14 protein-coding genes are annotated in these 19,294 nt (G+C 64.6%); 12 read left to right on the forward strand and 2 right to left on the reverse strand.

Annotation, left to right across the window (positions count from 1 at the left end; genetic code table 11):
* Positions 1 to 38: 38 nt before the first annotated feature.
* Genes KVY23_RS06115 through KVY23_RS06130 form a run of 4 tightly spaced genes read left to right on the forward strand, consistent with a single transcriptional unit; the run spans position 39 to position 3,254 of the window.
* Complete coding sequence (locus KVY23_RS06115) at positions 39 to 1,040, forward strand: glycosyltransferase (protein WP_206509139.1); 1,002 nt, start codon at positions 39 to 41, stop codon at positions 1,038 to 1,040.
* A complete protein-coding gene (locus KVY23_RS06120) occupies positions 1,037 to 1,969 on the forward strand; it encodes an NAD(P)-dependent oxidoreductase (RefSeq protein ID WP_206508923.1) in 933 nt (310 codons plus the stop codon). Before KVY23_RS06115 ends, KVY23_RS06120 begins: the two co-directional genes overlap by 4 nt.
* Positions 1,966 to 2,424 (forward strand): GtrA family protein, encoded by a 459-nt coding sequence (locus KVY23_RS06125; RefSeq protein WP_206508922.1) that lies wholly within the window; start codon positions 1,966 to 1,968, stop codon positions 2,422 to 2,424. Before KVY23_RS06120 ends, KVY23_RS06125 begins: the two co-directional genes overlap by 4 nt.
* Complete coding sequence (locus tag KVY23_RS06130; RefSeq protein ID WP_075838886.1) at positions 2,421 to 3,254, forward strand: glycosyltransferase; 834 nt, start codon at positions 2,421 to 2,423, stop codon at positions 3,252 to 3,254. The genes KVY23_RS06125 and KVY23_RS06130 overlap by 4 nt, the downstream gene beginning before the upstream one ends.
* Here KVY23_RS06130 and rfbB read toward each other — a convergent pair.
* Positions 3,251 to 4,255, reverse strand: a complete 1,005-nt coding sequence (gene rfbB / locus KVY23_RS06135) for a dTDP-glucose 4,6-dehydratase (protein ID WP_206508921.1) — start codon at positions 4,253 to 4,255, stop codon at positions 3,251 to 3,253. The genes KVY23_RS06130 and rfbB overlap by 4 nt on opposite strands.
* A gap of 208 nt (positions 4,256 to 4,463) precedes the next feature.
* On the opposite strand from rfbB, the gene rfbA reads away from it, so the two are divergent.
* Both rfbA and KVY23_RS06145 read left to right on the forward strand, forming a co-directional pair.
* Entirely contained in the window at positions 4,464 to 5,336 is an 873-nt protein-coding gene (rfbA, locus tag KVY23_RS06140) for a glucose-1-phosphate thymidylyltransferase RfbA (RefSeq protein WP_230555732.1), read from the forward strand.
* A complete protein-coding gene (locus tag KVY23_RS06145; protein ID WP_230555733.1) occupies positions 5,333 to 5,917 on the forward strand; it encodes a dTDP-4-dehydrorhamnose 3,5-epimerase family protein in 585 nt (194 codons plus the stop codon). The genes rfbA and KVY23_RS06145 overlap by 4 nt, the downstream gene beginning before the upstream one ends.
* Before the next feature lie 94 nt (positions 5,918 to 6,011).
* Here KVY23_RS06145 and KVY23_RS06150 read toward each other — a convergent pair whose 3' ends face one another.
* Complete coding sequence (locus KVY23_RS06150) at positions 6,012 to 6,497, reverse strand: GtrA family protein (protein ID WP_075837416.1); 486 nt, start codon at positions 6,495 to 6,497, stop codon at positions 6,012 to 6,014.
* 80 nt (positions 6,498 to 6,577) lie between these two features.
* Between KVY23_RS06150 and KVY23_RS06155 the strand changes: the two genes are divergently transcribed.
* From KVY23_RS06155 to KVY23_RS06180, 6 genes are all read left to right on the forward strand, one after another.
* Complete coding sequence (locus tag KVY23_RS06155; RefSeq protein ID WP_230555734.1) at positions 6,578 to 8,029, forward strand: FAD-binding oxidoreductase; 1,452 nt, start codon at positions 6,578 to 6,580, stop codon at positions 8,027 to 8,029.
* Positions 8,026 to 8,790: a decaprenylphospho-beta-D-erythro-pentofuranosid-2-ulose 2-reductase gene (locus KVY23_RS06160; protein WP_230555735.1), complete on the forward strand. Its 765-nt coding sequence runs from the start codon at positions 8,026 to 8,028 to the stop codon at positions 8,788 to 8,790. The genes KVY23_RS06155 and KVY23_RS06160 overlap by 4 nt, the downstream gene beginning before the upstream one ends.
* Positions 8,791 to 10,833 carry a galactan 5-O-arabinofuranosyltransferase gene (locus KVY23_RS06165; protein ID WP_230555736.1) on the forward strand — a complete coding sequence of 681 codons (2,043 nt, stop codon included), beginning with the start codon at positions 8,791 to 8,793 and terminating at the stop codon, positions 10,831 to 10,833. It begins immediately after the preceding gene.
* A 36-nt stretch (positions 10,834 to 10,869) separates the two neighbouring features.
* Entirely contained in the window at positions 10,870 to 12,648 is a 1,779-nt protein-coding gene (locus tag KVY23_RS06170) for a DUF6541 family protein (RefSeq protein WP_230555737.1), read from the forward strand.
* 23 nt (positions 12,649 to 12,671) lie between these two features.
* Positions 12,672 to 15,812, forward strand: a complete 3,141-nt coding sequence (locus KVY23_RS06175) for an arabinosyltransferase domain-containing protein (RefSeq protein WP_230555738.1) — start codon at positions 12,672 to 12,674, stop codon at positions 15,810 to 15,812.
* Positions 15,813 to 15,899: 87 nt separating this feature from the next.
* On the forward strand, positions 15,900 to 19,211 hold the full coding sequence (locus KVY23_RS06180; protein WP_294636485.1) for an arabinosyltransferase domain-containing protein: 3,312 nt from the start codon (positions 15,900 to 15,902) through the stop codon (positions 19,209 to 19,211).
* The last annotated feature ends 83 nt before the right edge of the window (positions 19,212 to 19,294 follow it).

A 19,294-nucleotide genomic window follows, 5' to 3' on the forward strand; every position in this document is an offset into this window, starting at 1 on the left:
TGATCACCCCGTCCGAGAAGGCCACCGACCCGCACCGCATCTCGATCGTGGTGCCGGTCTACCAGGGTGAACGCACATTGCGCACGCTCATCGAGGAAATACTGCCGTTGACCTCGGTCACGCACTCGCCTGGTGGCCGCCCGCTGATCGTGGAGGAAGTACTCCTCGTCTTCGATCACGGCCCCGACGGCTCGGCCGACGTCATTCGCGGACTCGTCGCCGAACACACGTTCGTCCGTGGCGTATGGCTCAGCCGCAACTTCGGCCAGCACCCCGCAACCCTCGCCGGCATGGCCTCGAGCGGTGGTGAGTGGATCGTCACGATGGACGAGGACGGCCAACACGACCCAGCGGACATCGGGGGCCTGCTCGATACCGCACTCGATCAGCAATCCTCGGTGGTGTACGCGAAACCGACCAATGCGGCACCGCACGGTCTGTTGCGCAACGCCGCCTCACGAGGGTCGAAGTGGCTCATCGCGAAGGCGATGGCCGCGGACAACACTGTCAGCTACCAGAGCTACCGTCTCGTCCTCGGAGAAGTCGGACGCTCGGTCGCTGCGTACGCCGGATCGGAGGCATACCTAGACGTAGCGCTCGGTTGGATTGCCGGTGAGGTGACCACGAGCCCGGTCGAACTTCGCGAGGAGCAAGGCCGTCGGTCCGGCTACAACCTGCGGACGCTGCTGTCGCACTTTTGGCGCATGGTCCTCTCCAGCGGCACCAAGGGGCTTCGGATGGTCAGCATCATCGGGGTCGCGTTCGCCGTGCTCGGACTGGCACTCGTCTTGTGGGTCTTGGCCTCTTACCTACTGTTCGACCTGGGCTCCGAGGTCCGCGGTTGGGCGTCGACCATGGTTATTCTGCTGTTCGGCTTCGGAGCGACATTGTTCTCGCTCGGCGTCGTCGCCGAATACGTCGGTGTCAACGTCAAGACCGCGATGGGCAAGCCGCCGTACCTGATCGTCGCCGATCCTGCCGACGGCCCACTGGGTCGGACGGGAAAGGCCGATCCAACCGAGCCCGACCCCCAAGCGTGACAACGACATACAGCTGGATCGTAGGGAGCGGCGGTCTGTTGGGTTCTTCGGTCACCCGTGAACTCGGCCGACGCGGCAACTGTGTCTTCACCAGCAGCGTCCCGTGGGCGGACCACGAATCGGCCAGAAATACTCTGTTACAGGATTGCACCGCATTCTTCGGGCTGGTCGGTGACGGGGCCTGGAACATCGTCTGGGCAGCAGGTGCCGGGGTCAACGGCACCAGCGCAGCCGAATTCGCTCAGGAGAATGCGCTGATCGCGGAGGTCCTCGACCAGGTCGGCGATCTGCACACATCGGCGGGAACGGTATTCTTGGCCTCCTCGGCGGGAGGCGTCTACGCAGGAGCCGTCGGAGCACCGCATCACGAAGGCACCCGTGCGGTTCCGCTGGGCGATTACGGCCGTGCCAAGCTCGATTCCGAAAAGATCGCGGAAGCCTTCGGCATCCGCACCGGAATCAACGTCGTCGTCGGCCGCTTCGCCAATCTGTACGGGCCCGGCCAGAACCTCAGTAAACCGCAGGGACTCATTTCGCATCTGTGCCGCGGTTACCTGATGGCGTCACCCGTGTCGATCTACGTCCCGATGGACACCCTGCGCGATTACCTCTTCGTCTCGGACGCTGCCGAGATGGTGGCCGACGCGCTTGCATTGTCGGCTCGAAACTCCTTCTCGCCCACCACCAAAATATTCGCAACCGGTCAGGCCGTCACTATCGGTTCAATCCTGGGTGCTTGCCGCACAGTCTTTCGCCGACGGCCCAATGTGGTTCTCGCGGCGTCACCGTTGGCTGCGTTCCAAGGTCGCGACCTCCGCCTGCGTTCGACCGTGTGGCCCGAGATCGACCGCCGCAGTCACCGCACGCTACCCGCCGGTATCGCGTCGACCCTGCAAGCGACCCGACAGGCACTCGGGGCGGGCCGATGACCGAACCGGAGACGCCGGCACCGCCCGCCGGTATGAGCGGGTCGCCCGGGCCGCTCATGCGCATCATCAAGAACCAGCCTTTCGCGTTTCTTCTCGTCGGCGGCGTCAACACCACGCTCGGTACCGGCTGGTTCATCGTGTGGCAACTACTCATCGGCGAACGATACGGCTATCACGCCGCGATCGTCCTGGGCTACCTGTGCAACGTGTTGTGCGCGTTTGCCATGTACCGATACCTCGTGTTCCGAGTCCGTGGTCACTTCTTCCGAGATCTACTACGGTTCTTCGTCGTCAATTTCGGTGCGTTCCTCGCGAACATATCGTTGATGACGGTGGCAGTGTCCTTCCTTCATTTTCCGCCCATCCCTTCGCAATTGGTCGTCACGGCAGTAATGGCGGTGGTCAGCTTCTTCGGCTACCGCGACTTCTCGTTTCGCAGAAAGCCAGCATCATGAGCCCACGTGTATCTGTCGTCGTTCCCGCGTACAACAACGCCGAGTACATCGCCGAGACGATCGAATCGATTCTGCGGCAGACGTTCACCGACTTCGAGCTGATCATCGCCGACCATTCGTCCACCGATGAGACGCTCTCGATCATCGAGGAATACGACGATCCTCGCATCCGAGTTCTCTCCACCGAGGCCGGCGGTGGTGCGAAACGAAACTGGGATCGTGTCACCGCGGAAGCCACGGGCGAGTTCGTCAAACTCGTCTGCGGCGACGACACTATATTCCCCACGTCGCTCGAAGCCCAGGTCACGGCGTTCGATTCGCATCCCTCCGCTGTGCTGGTGGCGTCGCAGCGCACGCTTGTCGATGCCAACGGCAAGACCGTCATCGCAGCCAGAGGGCTCGGTGGACTGAGCGGTCTGGTGTCCGGACGCGAGGCAGCGCGAACCGCGGTTCGCGCCGGCGCCAACATCTTCGGTGAACCGGGATGCGTATTGATGAAGCAGAATGTGCTGCAGGACATCGGACTGTGGGACAACGATCACCCCTACCTGATCGACCAGGCCACCTTCATCGGCGTAGCGCTACATGGCGATGTCGTGGCAATTCCCGAGCCGCTGGCCTCGTTCCGAATCAGCGCCGGTCAGTGGAGCGTGGAACTAGCCACCCAGCAGGCACGCCAGGCCGCTGACTTTCATCGATCCCTCGGCGCGCAGATGCCGGATCTGCTGTCCAAGAACGACATTCGGATCGGCAACGCAAAAGCACTGGCCACCTCGTTCATGCGACGTGCTGTCTATCTACTGCTGCGCCACCGTATGTCGAAAAGCTAGGGCAGCACCGATTCCTTCTGGGCGTAGCCGCTTTCGGTGGCGTCCTTCTGCGGTCGCCACCACTGCTCGTTGTCGCGGTACCAATCCACGGTGGCCTTCAGGCCGCTGCGGAAGTCCACGTACTTCGGTGTCCAACCCAATTCGGTGCGAAGCTTGGTCGAATCGATCGCGTACCGCAGATCGTGGCCTGGTCGGTCGGTGACGAAATCGAACGCGTCGGCCGCCTGTCCGGTCTCTTCCAGGATCGTTTCCAGGACCGCTCGATTGTTCTTCTCACCGTCCGCGCCGATCAGATAGGTCTCGCCGATCTCGCCCTTGTCGATGATCGTCCACACTGCATGATTGTGATCGTCGACGTGGATCCAGTCCCGGACGTTCTGGCCGGCGCCGTAGAGCTTGGGGCGGGTGCCGGCCAGAATGTTGGTGATCTGGCGCGGAATGAACTTCTCCACGTGCTGGTACGGGCCGTAGTTGTTGGAGCAGTTGGAGATCGTGGCACGAACCCCGAACGAGCGCACCCACGCTCGCACCAGCAGATCGCTCGACGCTTTGGTCGAGGAATACGGGCTCGACGGGTTGTACGGGGTCGATTCGGTGAATCTGGCGGGATCGTCGAGTTCGAGGTCGCCGTAGACCTCGTCGGTGGAGATGTGGTGGTAGCGGACGTCGTGCTCGCGGACGGCCTGAAGCAGCGTCGTGGTGCCGATGACGTTGGTGTGGACGAACGGCCATGGGTTGTTCAGGCTGTTGTCGTTGTGGGATTCGGCCGCGAAGTGGACGACGAGGTCGGTCTCGGCGACGAGCCGATTCACCACGTCCGCATCGGCGACGTCACCCTCGACGAACTCGATCTTGTCAGCGACGGAGTCCAGTGACGAGCGGTTTCCGGCATAGGTCAGTGCGTCGAGGACTGTTACCTGAGCATCGGGGCGCTCGGCGACGGTCTGGAGCACGAAATTTGCGCCGATGAACCCGGCGCCGCCTGTCACGAGCAGTTTCATGGTGACGACCATACCGGCCTGAGCGTGTTCGTTCGGGTCTGGAAGTGGATGCGAAACTCGTTCTGCCCGAGGTTCACGAGCTTGGCTCCGATGCTCATGGCGACCGGCCGTCGGGGTGAGCCTGGAGGGTCTCAGAACAACCGTTTCGCATCCACTGGCACGGACAGCGGGTGCGCGAAGCCATTCCCTGTCTGGGAGACTGCCGGGTATGCGGGGAATCATTCTGGCGGGCGGCACGGGTTCGCGGCTCCATCCGATCACGATGGGGATCAGCAAGCAGTTGGTGCCGGTCTACGACAAACCGATGATCTACTACCCGCTCTCGACGCTGATCCTGGCGGGCATCCGCGAGATTCTCATCATCACCACCCCGCAGGACCGCGAACAGTTCCAACGTCTGCTCGGTGACGGATCGCAGTTCGGTATCGACCTGACCTACAAGGTTCAGCACACTCCGAACGGACTGGCCCAGGCGTTCGTGCTCGGCGCCGACCACGTCGGCACCGACAGTGCCGCCCTGGTGTTGGGTGACAACATCTTCTACGGCCCCGGTTTGGGTTCGCAGCTTTCGCGTTTCGGCAACATCGATGGCGGTGCTGTCTTCGCGTACGAGGTCAAGGACCCCTCCGCGTACGGCGTCATCGAATTCGACGCGGCAGGTAGAGCGATCTCGCTGGAGGAAAAGCCGAAGGTCCCCAAGTCCAACTTCTCGGTGCCCGGCCTGTACTTCTACGACAACGACGTCCTTGCCATCGCCCGCGACCTGCAACCGTCCGCGCGGGGCGAGTACGAGATCACCGACGTCAACCGCCACTACCTCGACGCCGGACGGTTGGCGGTCGAGGTACTGCCGCGTGGGACGGCCTGGCTCGACACCGGCACCTTCGATTCGCTGCTCGACGCCTCGAACTATGTGCGCACCATCGAACAACGCCAGGGTCTCAAGATCGGGGCGCCGGAGGAAGTGTCGTGGCGTCGCGGGTTCATCTCCGATGACGAACTGCGCGAGCGCGCGGAGAAACTCGTCAAATCCGGGTACGGGCAGTATCTGCTCGACCTGCTCGAACGAGGCAGGAAATGACTTTTCGTGAACTGAAGATTCCCGGCGCGTACGAGTTCACCCCGCGCCAGTTCGGTGACGACCGCGGTGTGTTCTTCGAATGGTTCAAATCCTCCGCGTTCGAGGAGGCTGTCGGCCGGCCGCTCGAGTTGCAGCAGGCGAACTGCTCGGTTTCCGCTGCCGGGGTACTCCGCGGGATCCACTTCACCGACACCCCTCCCGGGCAGGCGAAGTACGTCACCTGCACCCGTGGCGCTTTTCTCGATGTGATCGTCGACCTGCGTGTCGGGTCGCCGACGTTCGGCACCTGGGACAGTGTGCTCATCGACGATGTCGATCGGCGGGCGGTGTATCTGTCCGAGGGTCTCGGGCACGCGATCCTCTCCCTTGAAGACGGCTCGACCGTGATGTACCTGTGCTCGATCGAGTACACCCCGACGCTCGACCGCGATATCAACCCCCTCGATCCGGACCTCGCGATCGACTGGCCCACCCTCGCCCGCGACGGAACAGCGCTGGAGTACACCCTCTCCGACAAAGACCGGGCCGCGCCCTCATTCGCCCAGGCCATCGAAGCCGGGTATTTGCCCAAGTACCCCTGAGCGCGCGGCTGGTGGCGGCATTCGCTCACTTTCCAGCTGTTCGCTCACGTTGCAACCCGCGCGAACGCCTGAAACGTGCGCGAATGAGCGTCGGCTAGCGAATCTTGAAGATCACCGCACGCTGGACGACGAAGTTGATGACCGTCGCGGTGCCCTGGGCGATGACGAACGCCATGGCGCTGTACAGAATCATCTCCGGCCAGATGTGACCGAAAAGGGTATACAGCGCGTTCTGCACCCCGAAAGTGGCGAGGTAGAGCACCACGACGGCGATGAAGCGCGCACGCGACGGTGCAGCGTTGAACGTCCACCGCCTGTTGATGAGGTACGCCACCGTGGTGCCGACGACGAAGCCCACTGCTTTGGCGAGAGACAGCTGCTGGTCGAGCCCATACTGCAGGGCGATGGTGATCGAGAAGTCGAAGATGGCCGAGAGCACACCCGTCGCGAGGAAGCGGACGACCTGCGTCTTGAAGTCGAGAGCCTCGTCGGCGGTGTTCTCGGTCAGCGGCAACTCAACGGGCAGCGGAATGTGGTGCTCGAGCTCGTCGTCGTTTCGCGAGGGATCAGGGGTGGACACGAGGTCCGAGACTAGTCGTTCTCCTGCCCAGGACCGCAGCCTGCAGAACGAGTCGGACACACCGGGTACCCTCTTGAACGATGTCCACGACAGCCGACGACGCACTCTTCCCCCTGGAACCACAGGCCGGGAACACTGCGCCGCTACCCACGCAGACTCGCACGATCTCCGGCTGGGGGCGCACTGCGCCGTCCACGGGTGAAGTGCTCTCGACCTCCGACCCCGAGCTCATCGCCAACGCGGTCAAGCAGGTCGCCGAGCGGAACGACTCGAAGCCGGCGCACCTTCGCCGCGGCGTCATCGCCCGCGGCCTCGGCCGGTCTTACGGCGACAATGCCCAGAACTCCGGCGGCCTCGTCATCGATATGACGGCGTTGAACGGGATCCACAGCATCGACGCTTCGACCAGGATCGTCGACGTCGACGGTGGCGTGAATCTCGATCAGTTGATGCGCGCTGCGCTCCCATTTGGCCTGTGGGTACCGGTGCTGCCGGGCACCCGTCAGGTCACCATCGGCGGCGCCATCGGCACGGACATTCACGGCAAGAACCACCACAGCGCCGGAAGCTTCGGCAACCACGTGCGCTCGATGGAACTGCTCACCGCGGACGGCCAGATTCGTCATCTCACCCCGTCGGGCCGAAATTCCAAGTTGTTCTGGGCGACGGTCGGCGGCAACGGACTGACCGGCATCATCCTGCGCGCAACGATCGAGATGACGCCGACCGAGACGGCATACTTCATCGCCGACGGCGCCGTGACGCACAACCTCGACGAGACCATCGCGCTGCACAGCGACGGCAGCGAGAACAACTACGACTACTCGAGCGCCTGGTTCGACGCGGTGGCACCGCAGCCGAAGCTTGGCCGCGCAGCAGTCTCCCGTGGCTCGTTGGCACGCCTCGACCAACTGCCGTCGAAGTTGCAGAAGGACCCGTTGCGCTTCAACGCCAAACCGCTGGTCACGTTCCCCGACGTGTTCCCCAACGGGTTGGCCAACAAGTTCACGTTCTCCGCCGTTGGCGAAGTTTGGTACCGCAAGGCCGGCAACTACCGGAACAAGGTCCAGAACCTCACGGCGTTCTACCACCCGCTCGACATGTTCGGTGAGTGGAACCGCGCTTACGGATCGAACGGATTCCTGCAGTACCAGTTCGTGGTTCCGCCCGAGGCAGTCGACGAGTTCAAGAAGATCATCGTCGACATCCAGGGATCCGGTCACTACTCGTTCCTCAACGTCTTCAAGCTGTTCGGGCCGGGTAACAAAGCGCCGCTGAGCTTCCCGATTCCAGGTTGGAACATCTGCGTCGACTTCCCGATCAAACCGGGTCTCAACGAGTTCGTCCGCGAACTCGACAAGCGCGTGCTCGAATTCGGCGGACGCCTTTACACCGCGAAGGATTCGCGCACCGATGCCGAAACCTTCCACTCGATGTACCCCAGGATCGACGAGTGGATCAAGGTCCGCCGATCCGTAGACCCCACGGGCGTTTTCGCCTCCGATATGGCAAGAAGGTTGGAACTGCTGTGACGATAGATGCCGTCGGTAATCCCCAGACGATTCTGGTTCTGGGTGGCACCAGCGAGATCGGTCTCGCTATCACCGAGGAGTACCTGTCGAAGTCGCCGGCACGCGTCGTCCTCGCCGCACTTCCGAACGATCCGCTCCGTGACAGCGCCGTCGCACAGCTGACCGCAAAGGGCGCGAAGTCCGTCGACGTCATCGACTTCGATGCCCTCGACACCGCATCCCACCCAAAGGTCATCGACGAAGCCTGGTCCAAGGGTGATGTCGATGTCGCCATCGTTGCTTTCGCAGTCGATTTCGACGCCGAAGAACTGTGGCAGGACCAGCGCAAAGCCGTCCTGACGGCCAACATCAACTACACCGCCTCGGTATCTGTCGGCGTTCTGCTGGGCGAGAAGATGAAGGCGCAGGCCTACGGCCGCATCATCGTCATGTCCTCGGTCGCCGGTGAACGCGTGCGCCGCTCCAACTTCGTCTACGGATCCACCAAAGCCGGCCTCGACGGCTTCTACCTGGGCTTGGGTGAGGCACTGCGCGAGTTCGGTCCACGTGTGACCGTCATCCGCCCGGGCATGGTGCGTACCAAGTTCAGCGCGCACGTCAAGGAAGCGCCGATGACTGTCGACAAGGAGGACATCGCCAAGCTGGCGGTCTCCGCGTCGCAGAAGGGCAAGGAATTGGTCTGGGCGCCGGCACCGTTCCGATTCGTCATGATGGGGCTTCGCCACGTCCCCCGGCCGATCTTCCGCAAGCTCCCCATCTAGATGAGGCGAGCGCTCGGGACGGCCGTAGACGGCGTACTGGCCGCTCTGGTCGCGACCTTGATCGCGGCGGTCGGCTTGTACGCCTTCTCGCTCGTCGAATGGCCCGCTTTCAACTCGTCCAACGTGACACGCGCGGTGACGACGCTCGGGCAGGTGGTGTGTGCCGCTGCGTTGGCCGCGGCGATCATTCTCTACCGTCGTAGCACTCTGACCTGGCTCGCGAAGGTACTGACCTGGGTCGGCCTGTCCGGATTCGTCACCGTCACCCTCGGGATGCCCTTGGCAGCGACCAAGCTGTACCTGTTCGGCATCTCCGTCGACCAGGAGTTCCGCACCGAATACCTGACGCGACTCACCGATTCCGCGGCACTGCGCGATATGACGTACGCCGACATGCCGCCGTTCTACCCGGCCGGATGGTTCTGGCTCGGCGGCCGCGTCGGCAGTGTTCTCGGGATGGACGGCTGGGAAGTGTTCAAGCCGTTCGCGATCGGACTCCTCGCCGTCACCGCCGTCCTCGCTTTCACGCTGTGGAAAGAACTCGTCCGCATCGATTGGGCAGTGGCCGTCAGCGCAGTGACCACAGCTCTCGTCCTCGCCTACGCATCTCCCGAGGCATACAGCGCCGTCATCGCCCTGCTCATCGCGCCGGCCCTGCTGCTGGCCTGGGGCGCGCTGAATCGGCCGGTTGCAGGCCTCGCCGGCCCCGACCCCGATCGCGGTCCCACCCCCGGCCCCGACCCCACCCCCGGCCCCGGCCCCGGCATGAATGGGCCATCGCAACGGCTAGACGGCATCAATGAGCCATTGATGCCGAAAAGGGGGGCGCCGAAAAGGGGGGTGCCGAAAAGAGGGGCGGCGAACAACTGGGGCTGGGGCGCAGTGGTGGGCACTGGGCTGTTCCTGGGCCTCGCGGCGATGTTCTACACCCTCTACCTGGGGTTGGCTGCGTTCGCGGTCACGTTGATGGCTGTCGTCTCCGCTGTCCTCGCCGTACGGGCGCAGGGGACCTGGCGGGCCGCGGTTCCGATTGCTCTCCGACTCGCGGCGATCGCTGCCATTTCCGGGCTCATCGCGCTGACGGTGTGGCTGCCATATTTGATCGCGGCGCTGACCGGCACCCGCGCGACGTCCGGTACCGCCCTGCACTATCTGCCCGAGTCCGGGGCGACGCTGCCGATGCCGATGTTCGAGTTCTCACTGTTGGGTGCGCTGTGCATGATCGGGATGCTGTGGCTCGCAGTGCGCGCAGCGACGTCGAGACGCGCGCAGGCCCTGGGCATCGGTGTTGTGGCGGTGTACCTGTGGACGTTGATGTCGATGGCTGCCACGGTGGCCGGTACGACGCTGCTCTCGTTCCGGCTCGAAGCGGTGCTGATAGTGCTGCTCGGCGCAGCAGGCGTATTCGGATTCCTCGAAGGATCCAAGGCCATCTACCAGGCGATCAACGAGCCACCTCGGTTCAAGATCGCGGCGGTCGTGGTGGCCACGGTCGGCGCGATGGCGTTTGCCCAGAACATTCCGCAGGTACTGCAGTCCGAGATCACGGTCGCCTACACGGACACCGACGGTGATGGGGTGCGCGCTGACATGCGTCCACCGAACGCGGTCTCTTACTACCGCGATGTCGACGCCGCAATCGGCGAGCAACTGGGCAAGCCTCGTGACGAGACGATAGTGCTGACGGCCGACACGACGTTCCTCGCGTACTACCCCTACTTCGGGTTCCAGGGGCTGACTTCGCATTACGCGAACCCGCTGGCCGAGTTCGATCAGCGCGCTGCGGCGATCGAGGAGTGGACGCAGCTGGAGACACCCGACGAGCTGATCGACGCGCTGGACAGCAGCGAATGGGAAGCGCCCGATGCGTTCCTCTTCCGCCGCGGCGCCGACGGTTACACCCTGAGGCTGGCAGCGGACGTGTATCCGAACGACCCGAACGTGCGTCGCTACACGGTGACGTTCGACGAATCCCTGTTCGAGGATCCGCGCTTCGAGACCACCGATATCGGGCCGTTCGCGCTGATCACCCGAACCTCGTAGGCAACCCGTATAACGTTCACGTAACGTTGGTGGGCGATGACCACCACCGACCGGACTGCCCTCGAGCAGCCAGCGCAGGCCCCGGCAAGCAGGTTCGCGGCGCTCTCCTCCCGCATCCGCCGGCCGCATCCAGCCGATGTTGCAGCTGCAGTTGCGTACACCCTGGCAGCCCTGTTCGTCATGCAGGGGCAGTGGAAGAACCTCGCCAACGGTTATCTCGCCAACAGCGCTCAGGACCAGGCCATGTGGGAGTGGTTCTTCGCCGTCGCCGCACACTCGGTTGCCCACGGCGAGAATCCGCTGTGGAGCGATCTGCAGAACTTCCCGAACGGTGTGAACCTGATGGCCAACACGGCCATGTTCGGTCTGTCGATTCCATTGGCCCCGATCACCCTCCTCCTCGGCCCGACGCTCACCTGGGCCATCGCCCTCACCGGCGGTCTCGCCGGCACCGCGTACGCCTGGTACTGGCTGTTCTCGCGCACCGTCGCTGCATCACGGGGAGCGTCAGCGCTGGGCGGCGCGCTCTGCGGCTTTGCGCCCGGAATGATCTCGCACGCCAACGGCCACCCCAACTTCGTCGTACTGTTTCTCCTACCGGTGATCGCCGCACTCGTGATCGAGATCGCTCGCAGCGGGCCGTCGGCCAGGAAGACCGTCGCCCTCGGTCTCGTCGCCGCACTTCAGTTCATGCTCGGTGCGGAGCCGCTGCTCATCTTTGCCATCGCATTCGGCATCTTCGCCGTCGCTTACTACCTGGGTAGCCCCCCGCGCCTGCTACCGGCGCTGAAGAACGCCGCGAAATCGCTGCCTGCCGCGGCTGCACTCACGTTGATCCTCATTGCATTCCCGCTCTACTGGCAGTTCTATGGTCCGGAGAGCTACGCGTCTCTCGAGCACGGACCGATGGGCAACGATTTCAACGCTCTGTTGCAGTTCCCCGCTCAGTCGATCGGCGGCGATCTGGCGCCCGGCGAGAGCTACCGAATCAACCCGACCGAGGACAACTCGTATTTCGGTTGGCCGCTGATACTGCTCACGCTCGTTGCAGCCGTGCCACTGTGGCGGGTCGCATGTGCGCGAGCTGCGGCGGCAACCGCCGTAGTCGTCACCGTGCTGTCCCTCGGATCCGAACTGATCATCGGCGGCGTGAACACCGGAGTCGGCCTGCCGTGGGAATGGCTTTCCGACACCACCCTGATCGAGTCGATTCTCGAGACGCGGTTCGCCATGGCCGCGATCCCCGGGATCGCGCTGCTGCTGGTCTTGACGACCGACAGGGTATTCCGCCGCGGTATCACGCCGATCCCGGCACTGTGGAGTTCAGCGCTGGCAATCGCGCTGCTGCCGCTGCTCCCGACGCCGCTGGCAACCATCGAGCGATCGCCGACCCCGCAGTTCTTCGCGAGCGGTGAGTGGAAGAACTACGTCGACGACGGCTCGGTGGTCACCGTTCCGCTGCCGCGGCCCATGGACGCGCGGCCGCTGCACTGGCAGGTCGAGGCCGACATGGGATTCCCGCTCGCCGGCGGCTACTTCGTCGGACCGGACGGCACGGACGAACGTGAAGCCAAGTACGGAGCCGTCGACCGTCCGACGGCGCTGCTCCTCGCCTCGGTACGCGAATCGGGCACGGTTCCCGAGATCACGCGCCAAAGGCAAGCAGAATTCCGAAGTGACCTGCAATTCTGGGATGCCGACGTGGTGGTTCTGCAGCCGGATCGCAGTACCTCAGCACTGCGCGAGACCGTAGACGAACTACTGGGCACAGATTCGGAGTACATCGACGGGGTCTGGGTGTGGGATGTGCGATGAGCACAGCCACCTAACATGATCGAGTGCGTTCCAAACCCGAGTTGACGACTGCCCGCATAATTGCCGTTCTTGCCGGGTTGATCGGTGTGATTCTCGCCGTGGCGACGCCGCTGCTGCCCGTGAAGCAGGCCGTCGCGACCATCGAGTGGCCTCAGCAAGACTTCGGCAGCGTCGATGCGCCGCTGATCTCCTACACGCCGCTACGGCTCGAGGCGACGGTTCCCTGCACGGACGCGTCGGGCATCCTGATCTCGACGCTCCCGCCCGGAGCACCCGACATCGCGGGCCGCGGCCTCGTTGTGCGGGCCGACGACGAGCAGTCGGTCGAGGTCGTCCTGCGCGACCAAGTGCTGGGCGAGGCGTCCACGACCGGTGCATGCGAAGTGACCGTCGACAGTAACCATGCACGCACGGTGGTGACGGCAGGTGGCGAAACCAACACGATCGAGGGCGACGTCCGCCCGCAGATGGTCGGGATCTTCACCGAACTCGACCAGAGCGTCCCCGGTCTGAGTGTCACCGCCGAGATCGACTCGCGGTTCTCGTCGAGTCCGTCTCTGTTCAAGCTCCTCGCGATCGCCGTCGGCGTCATCGCGGTGATCGCCTCGCTGTTCGCCCTGCACCGGCTCGACGGTGTCGACGGCCGTCGCGCACGCCGCTTCCTGCCTGCCAACTGGTGGAAGATCACCGGCGTCGACGCCATCGTCATCGGCACTCTTCTGCTGTGGCACATCATCGGCGCCAACACCTCAGACGACGGCTACCTGCTCAACATGGCACGGGTGTCGGAGAACGCCGGCTACATGGCGAACTACTACCGGTGGTTCGGCGTCCCCGAAGCGCCGTTCGGTATGCCCTACTACGACATGCTGGCCGCGTTTGCCAAGGTATCCACCGCCAGCGTGTGGATGCGGCTGCCCGCGCTCATCGCCGGAATCCTCTGCTGGATGGTCATCAGCCGCGAAGTGATCCCCCGTCTGGGCCGCGCGGTCGTCCGCAGCAACGTCGCCAGATGGACTGCCGGACTCGTGTTTCTCGCGTTCTGGCTCCCCTACGACAACGGCCTGCGCCCCGAGCCCATCATCGCTCTCGGAGCGTTGCTGACCTGGTGTTCCGTCGAACGTGCCATCGCAACCGGACGACTGCTGCCCGCCGCCGTCGCCGTGCTCATCGCGGCGTTCGCACTCGCCGCGGGACCCACGGGACTGATCTGCATCGCCGCCCTGCTGGCCGGCGCCAGACCGCTCGTACTGATTCTCGTCCGCCGCGCCAAACTCGTCGGATTCGCCGCGCTGATCGCCCCGCTGCTGGCGTCGGGAACCGCGGTTCTGATGGCTATCTTTGCCGATCAGACCCTCGCATCCGTCCTCGAAGCGACCCGAGTGCGGTCGGCGGTAGGCCCCAATGTCGCCTGGTTCGACGAGCGAATCCGCTGGGACTCGTTGATGATGATCACTCCCGACGGCTCCTTGGCTCGCCGGTTCGGTGTCTTCGCCATGCTGCTGTGCGTCGCGGTGTCGATCTTCGTCATGCTCCGCAAGAACGGCCGCATCCCCGGCACCGCAATCGGTCCGTCACGCCGCATCCTCGGAATCATCATCGGCGCACTGGCTCTGATGATGTTCACCCCCACCAAATGGACCCACCACTTCGGCGTGTATGCCGGCCTGGCCGGCTCCGTCGCAGCACTCGCTGCAGTGGGCGTCACGGCCGCAACCATCACCTCACCGCGCAACCGCACGCTCTTCACCGCGGCCGTGCTGTTCCTGACGGCATTGGCGTTCACCGGGTCGAACGGTTGGTGGTACGTCTCGAGCTACGGCATCCCCTGGTTCGACAAGCCACCGTCCATTGCGGGCAAAGGATTCTCGACCCTTCTGCTCGGCCTCACCCTGCTGACCCTGATGTACGCCGCCTACCAGCACATCCGAACGCCGTTCGCCAAGTCACCGAAGCCGAAACGGCGCCGCTTCTCGCCGTCCGCGCTGACGGTCGTCGCCGGTGGCGTCGTCCTGTTCGAAATCCTCTCGCTCCTCAAGGGCGCGACCGCCCAGTACCCCGCGTATTCGATCGCGCGGTCCAACATCAACTCGCTCGTCGGCAACACCTGTGGCCTCGCAACCGACGTTCGAGTCGAGACCGACCCCAATGCCTCGATGCTGCAACCGCTCTCGAGCAATCCGGATCCACTCGCCGCCGGCGGAAACATCGGATTCACCCCCAACGGGGTCGCGTCGGACCTGCGAGCCGACGCCGAGGAATCCTCTCAGGGCGGCGCGAACTCCATCACCCCGACCGACGGCAGCACCACCGTCTCCACCAACAGCTCCGGCACCGAAGGCGGAACCGAAGCCGACGCCGGAATCAACGGCAGCACCGTCGCACTGCCGTTCGGACTAGACGCGGCCACCACACCGGTTCTCGGCAGCTTCGGCACCGACGAACCGGCATCGCTGACGACGGACTGGTACGGCCTACCGGGTGAAGGCGGGGACCTGATCTCCATCGCCGCCGCCGGCCGCATCCGCTCGGTGGATTCCGACGGCATCGTCACCCCGGGCGCGAGTGTCGAACTCGAATACGGCGTGCGCGACGGTGCCGACGTGCAGGCGCTGGGACGCATCACGCCACTGGACATCGGCCCGAACCCGTCGTGGCGCAACCTGAGAGTGCCGCTGGCCGACCTGCCACCCGAGGCCGACGCCGTCCGCATCGTCGTCGATGATGCCGATCTCGCGGCCAACCAGTGGGCTGCCATCACTCCCCCGCGCGTGCCGATCACGCAGTCGCTGAACGACCTCGTCGGCTCGGAGGCGCCGGTGCTGCTCGACTGGGCCGTCGGGCTCGCGTTCCCATGCCAGCGGCCGTTCGATCACCGCTACGGCGTCGCCGAGGTGCCCGAGTACCGAATCATCCCCGATCGGCCCGGTGCCGAATCGACCAACGCGTGGCAGGACTGGATCGGCGGTGGTCCGCTGGGCTGGACCGAACAGCTTCTCACCGCACGGACCCTGCCCTCGTACCTGCAGGACGATTACGACCGAGATTGGGGATCCATCGAGCGATACTCCCCACTCGAACCGAGCGCCGCACCCGCCGAGGTGACCGTCACAGAGGAGACCCGGTCCGGTTTGTTCAGCCCCGGACCGATCAAAAACGACTGATCTCCCGGTTCACACGCCGGTTCCGGGGAGTCGTCCCGGACCGGGCGTGTGTGCTCTTCGGATCACGCTCGCATAACATCGACAACCGTGCCCGACGCCGTGACAGAGAACTCCGCCGTGCCCTTCGCTACTCCGCCGAAGGGTTCCAATATGGATCTGCGCTCCGAAGTGCGCACTACGCGACTCGTCGCCATCGTCACCGGCATCCTCGGCGCGATCCTGGCGATCCTGACGCCGTTCCTGCCCGTCGTGCAGACCGACTCGTCCATTACCTGGCCCAACGCCGGAGTCATCGAGGACATCGACGCACCACTCGTCTCGCAGGCACCCATCTCCTTCAGCGCGACGATCCCCTGTTCCGCCATCGACCGTCTCCCACCGCAGGGTGGTCTGCTGCTGGCCACCGCTCCACCGCAGGGGCAGGGCGCAGCGCTGAACAGCCTCTTCGTTCGCGTCGGCGAGTCCAACGTGGATGTGCTGGACCGCAACGTCGTCGTCGCATCGGCTCCTCGCGCGGAGGTACAGAACGCCTCCTGTGGATCGATCGAAATCGTCTCCAGTATCGATTACACCTCCGCCGAGTTCACCGGCCTCGTCGACGAGGAGGGCAACCCCCGCTCCGGTCGGCTCGACGGCGACCTTCGGCCTCAGATCGCCGGATTGTTCACCGACCTCGAGGGTTCGGCCCCAGCCGGCATGTCCGCCACCATCGACATCGACTCGCGGTTCTCCTCAAGCCCGACCGTCCTCAAACTCCTCGCGATGATCCTCGCCGTCGTCTGCACCATCATCGCGATGGGCGCACTCGGAAAGCTCGACGGCACCGACGGACGCGGTCACCGACGGTTCCTGCCGGCGCACTGGTGGAAGTTCACCGGCGTCGACATCACCGTGGTGGGCGTCCTCGTCGGCTGGCATTTCGTCGGCGCCAACACCTCCGACGACGGCTACCTCCTCACCATGGCCCGCGCGTCCGAGCACTCCGGCTACATGGCCAACTACTTCCGTTGGTTCGGCGTCCCCGAAGCCCCGTTCGGCTGGTACTACGACGTGCTGGCCGTGTTCGCGAAGGTCTCGACCGCCAGCCCGTGGATGCGTTTGCCCGCGCTCATCGCCGGCGTGCTGTGCTGGATGGTCATCAGCCGCGAGGTCGTTCCGCGCCTCGGCCGAGCCGTCCGCAGATCGAACGTCGCCCTGTGGACCGGCGGCTTGGTGTTCCTCGCTTTCTGGCTGCCGTACAACAATGGACTGCGTCCCGAACCGATCGTCGCCCTCGGCGCACTTCTGACCTGGTGCTCGATCGAACGGGCCATCGCAACCGGACGATTACTTCCCGCCGCAGGCGCCTTCCTGATCGGCGCCTTCACCCTCGCCTCCGCACCTACCGGGTTGATGTGTGTGGCCGCCCTGCTCGCCGGCGCCAGACCCATGGCGCGCATCGTCGTGCGTCGTCACCGCCAGGTCGGCACACTGCCCCTGCTCGCACCACTCGCCGCCGCAGGCTTCCTCGTACTCGTGGTCGTCTTCGCAGACCAGACCTACGCCTCGGTCATGGAATCGACCCGCGTACGCACAGCCATCGGCCCCAACGAAGCGTGGTACCAGGACTTCCTGCGCTACTACTACCTGTTCGTCCAAACCGTCGACGGTTCCGTCGCCCGACGGTTCGCATTCCTCGTGATGCTGCTGTGCTTGTTCTCGACGCTGTTCATCCTGCTGCGCCGCAAGCGAGTCCCCGGCATCTCCAACGGCCCGGCCTGGCGCCTGATCGGTGTCGTTTTCGGAACGATCTTCTTCATGATGTTCAACCCGACCAAGTGGACGCACCACTTCGGTTCGTACGCGGGCATCGCCGGCGGTCTCGCTGCCCTGACGGCAGTTGCCATCTCCGCGAGCGCACTTCGATCGCGGCGGAACAGAACCATATTCCTCGCCGGGCTCATGTTCGTTCTCGCACTGTCGTTCTCGGGCATCAACGGTTGGTGGTACGTCTCGAGCTACGGAGTCCCGTGGTTCGACAAGACTGTCTCGCTCAGTGGCTACGAATCCAACACCCTGTTCCTCATCCTGTTCGCCGCCGCACTGGCCCTGGCCGGATGGCAGTATCTGCGTGAGGGTTACGCGCCACCGCAACCGCGCGCCGGAACCGAACGCGGCAGGCGCATAAAGAAATTCGCGGCAGCACCGCTGACCGTCATCGCCGGCCTGATGGTGCTGTTCGAGGTGCTCTCCCTCGTCAAGGGAGCAGTGTCGCAGTACCCGGCCTACTCGCTCGCCCGATCCAATGTTCAAGCGCTGACCGGGAACTCGTGCGGACTCGCCAACGACGTCCTGGTCGAATCCAACCCCAACGCGGGCATCCTCAACCCCCTCCCCGCAGAGTTCGACCCCGAAGCCGGGCCACTCGGCGGTGAGAACCCGAGGAACTTCACCCCGAACGGTATCCCCACCGACCTCAGCGCAGATGCCGTCGAAGTCAAACCGGGACAAGGCAACACCGACCAGCAAAGCGTCGGCCCCGCCTTCGAGGAAGGCCAGAGCGCCGGCACCGGCGGCGGCATCGGCGCCGTCGGCGTCAACGGCTCCACCGCAGCCCTCCCCTTCGGTCTCGACCCCGCCACCACCCCGGTCCTCGGCTCCTACCAACCCGGCATCCAAGAACCGGCGTCGGCGACATCGAGTTGGTACTCGCTCCCCGAGCGCTCCGACACCAGCCCACTCATCGTCGTCTCCGCAGCAGGGCGCATCCTGTCCTACGACGACACGGGCGCAATGACCTACGGGCAGTCGCTGCTCGTCGAGTACGGCACGCGTCAGCCCAACGGCACCGTCGACGTCAAGGGCACCTACCTGCCCCGCGACATCGGCCCCGCACCGTCGTGGCGAAACCTGCGCATCCCCATTGCCGACCTACCCGAGGACGCCGACGCCGTCCGCATCGTGGCCAACGACCCCAACCTCACCGGCGACCAGTGGTTCGCCTTCACCCCGCCGCGCGTCCCGCAGCTCGAAAGCCTGAACTCGCTCATCGGCAGCGACCAGCCAGTGCTGCTCGACTGGGCCGTCGGACTGCAATTCCCGTGCCAGCGGCCGTTCGACCACCGTTACGGCGTCGCCGAGATGCCGAACTACCGCATCCTCCCCGACCGACCTCTGGCCGTCAGCTCCACCGACACCTGGCAGTCCGCCGACAACGGCGGCCCCCTGGGATGGAGCGAAATGCTCGCCCAGCCCGTCACCGTCCCCACCTACCTCGACAATGACTGGGCACGCGACTGGGGCTCCCTCGAACGCTACGACCCCTACTACCCCCAGGCCGTGCCCGCCGAGATCGACACCAGCGAGATAACCAGATCCGGCCTCTGGACGCCCGGGAACCTGCGCGTGTTCGACCGGTAGGTGAGCCGTGCCGGGTTTCGGGTTTCGGCATGAATGGGCCATTGCAACGGCTAGACGGTTGTGATGGCCCATTCATGCGGAAA

This window comes from Rhodococcus sp. I2R (assembly GCF_020889545.1).
Classification (GTDB): Bacteria; Actinomycetota; Actinomycetes; order Mycobacteriales; family Mycobacteriaceae; genus Rhodococcoides.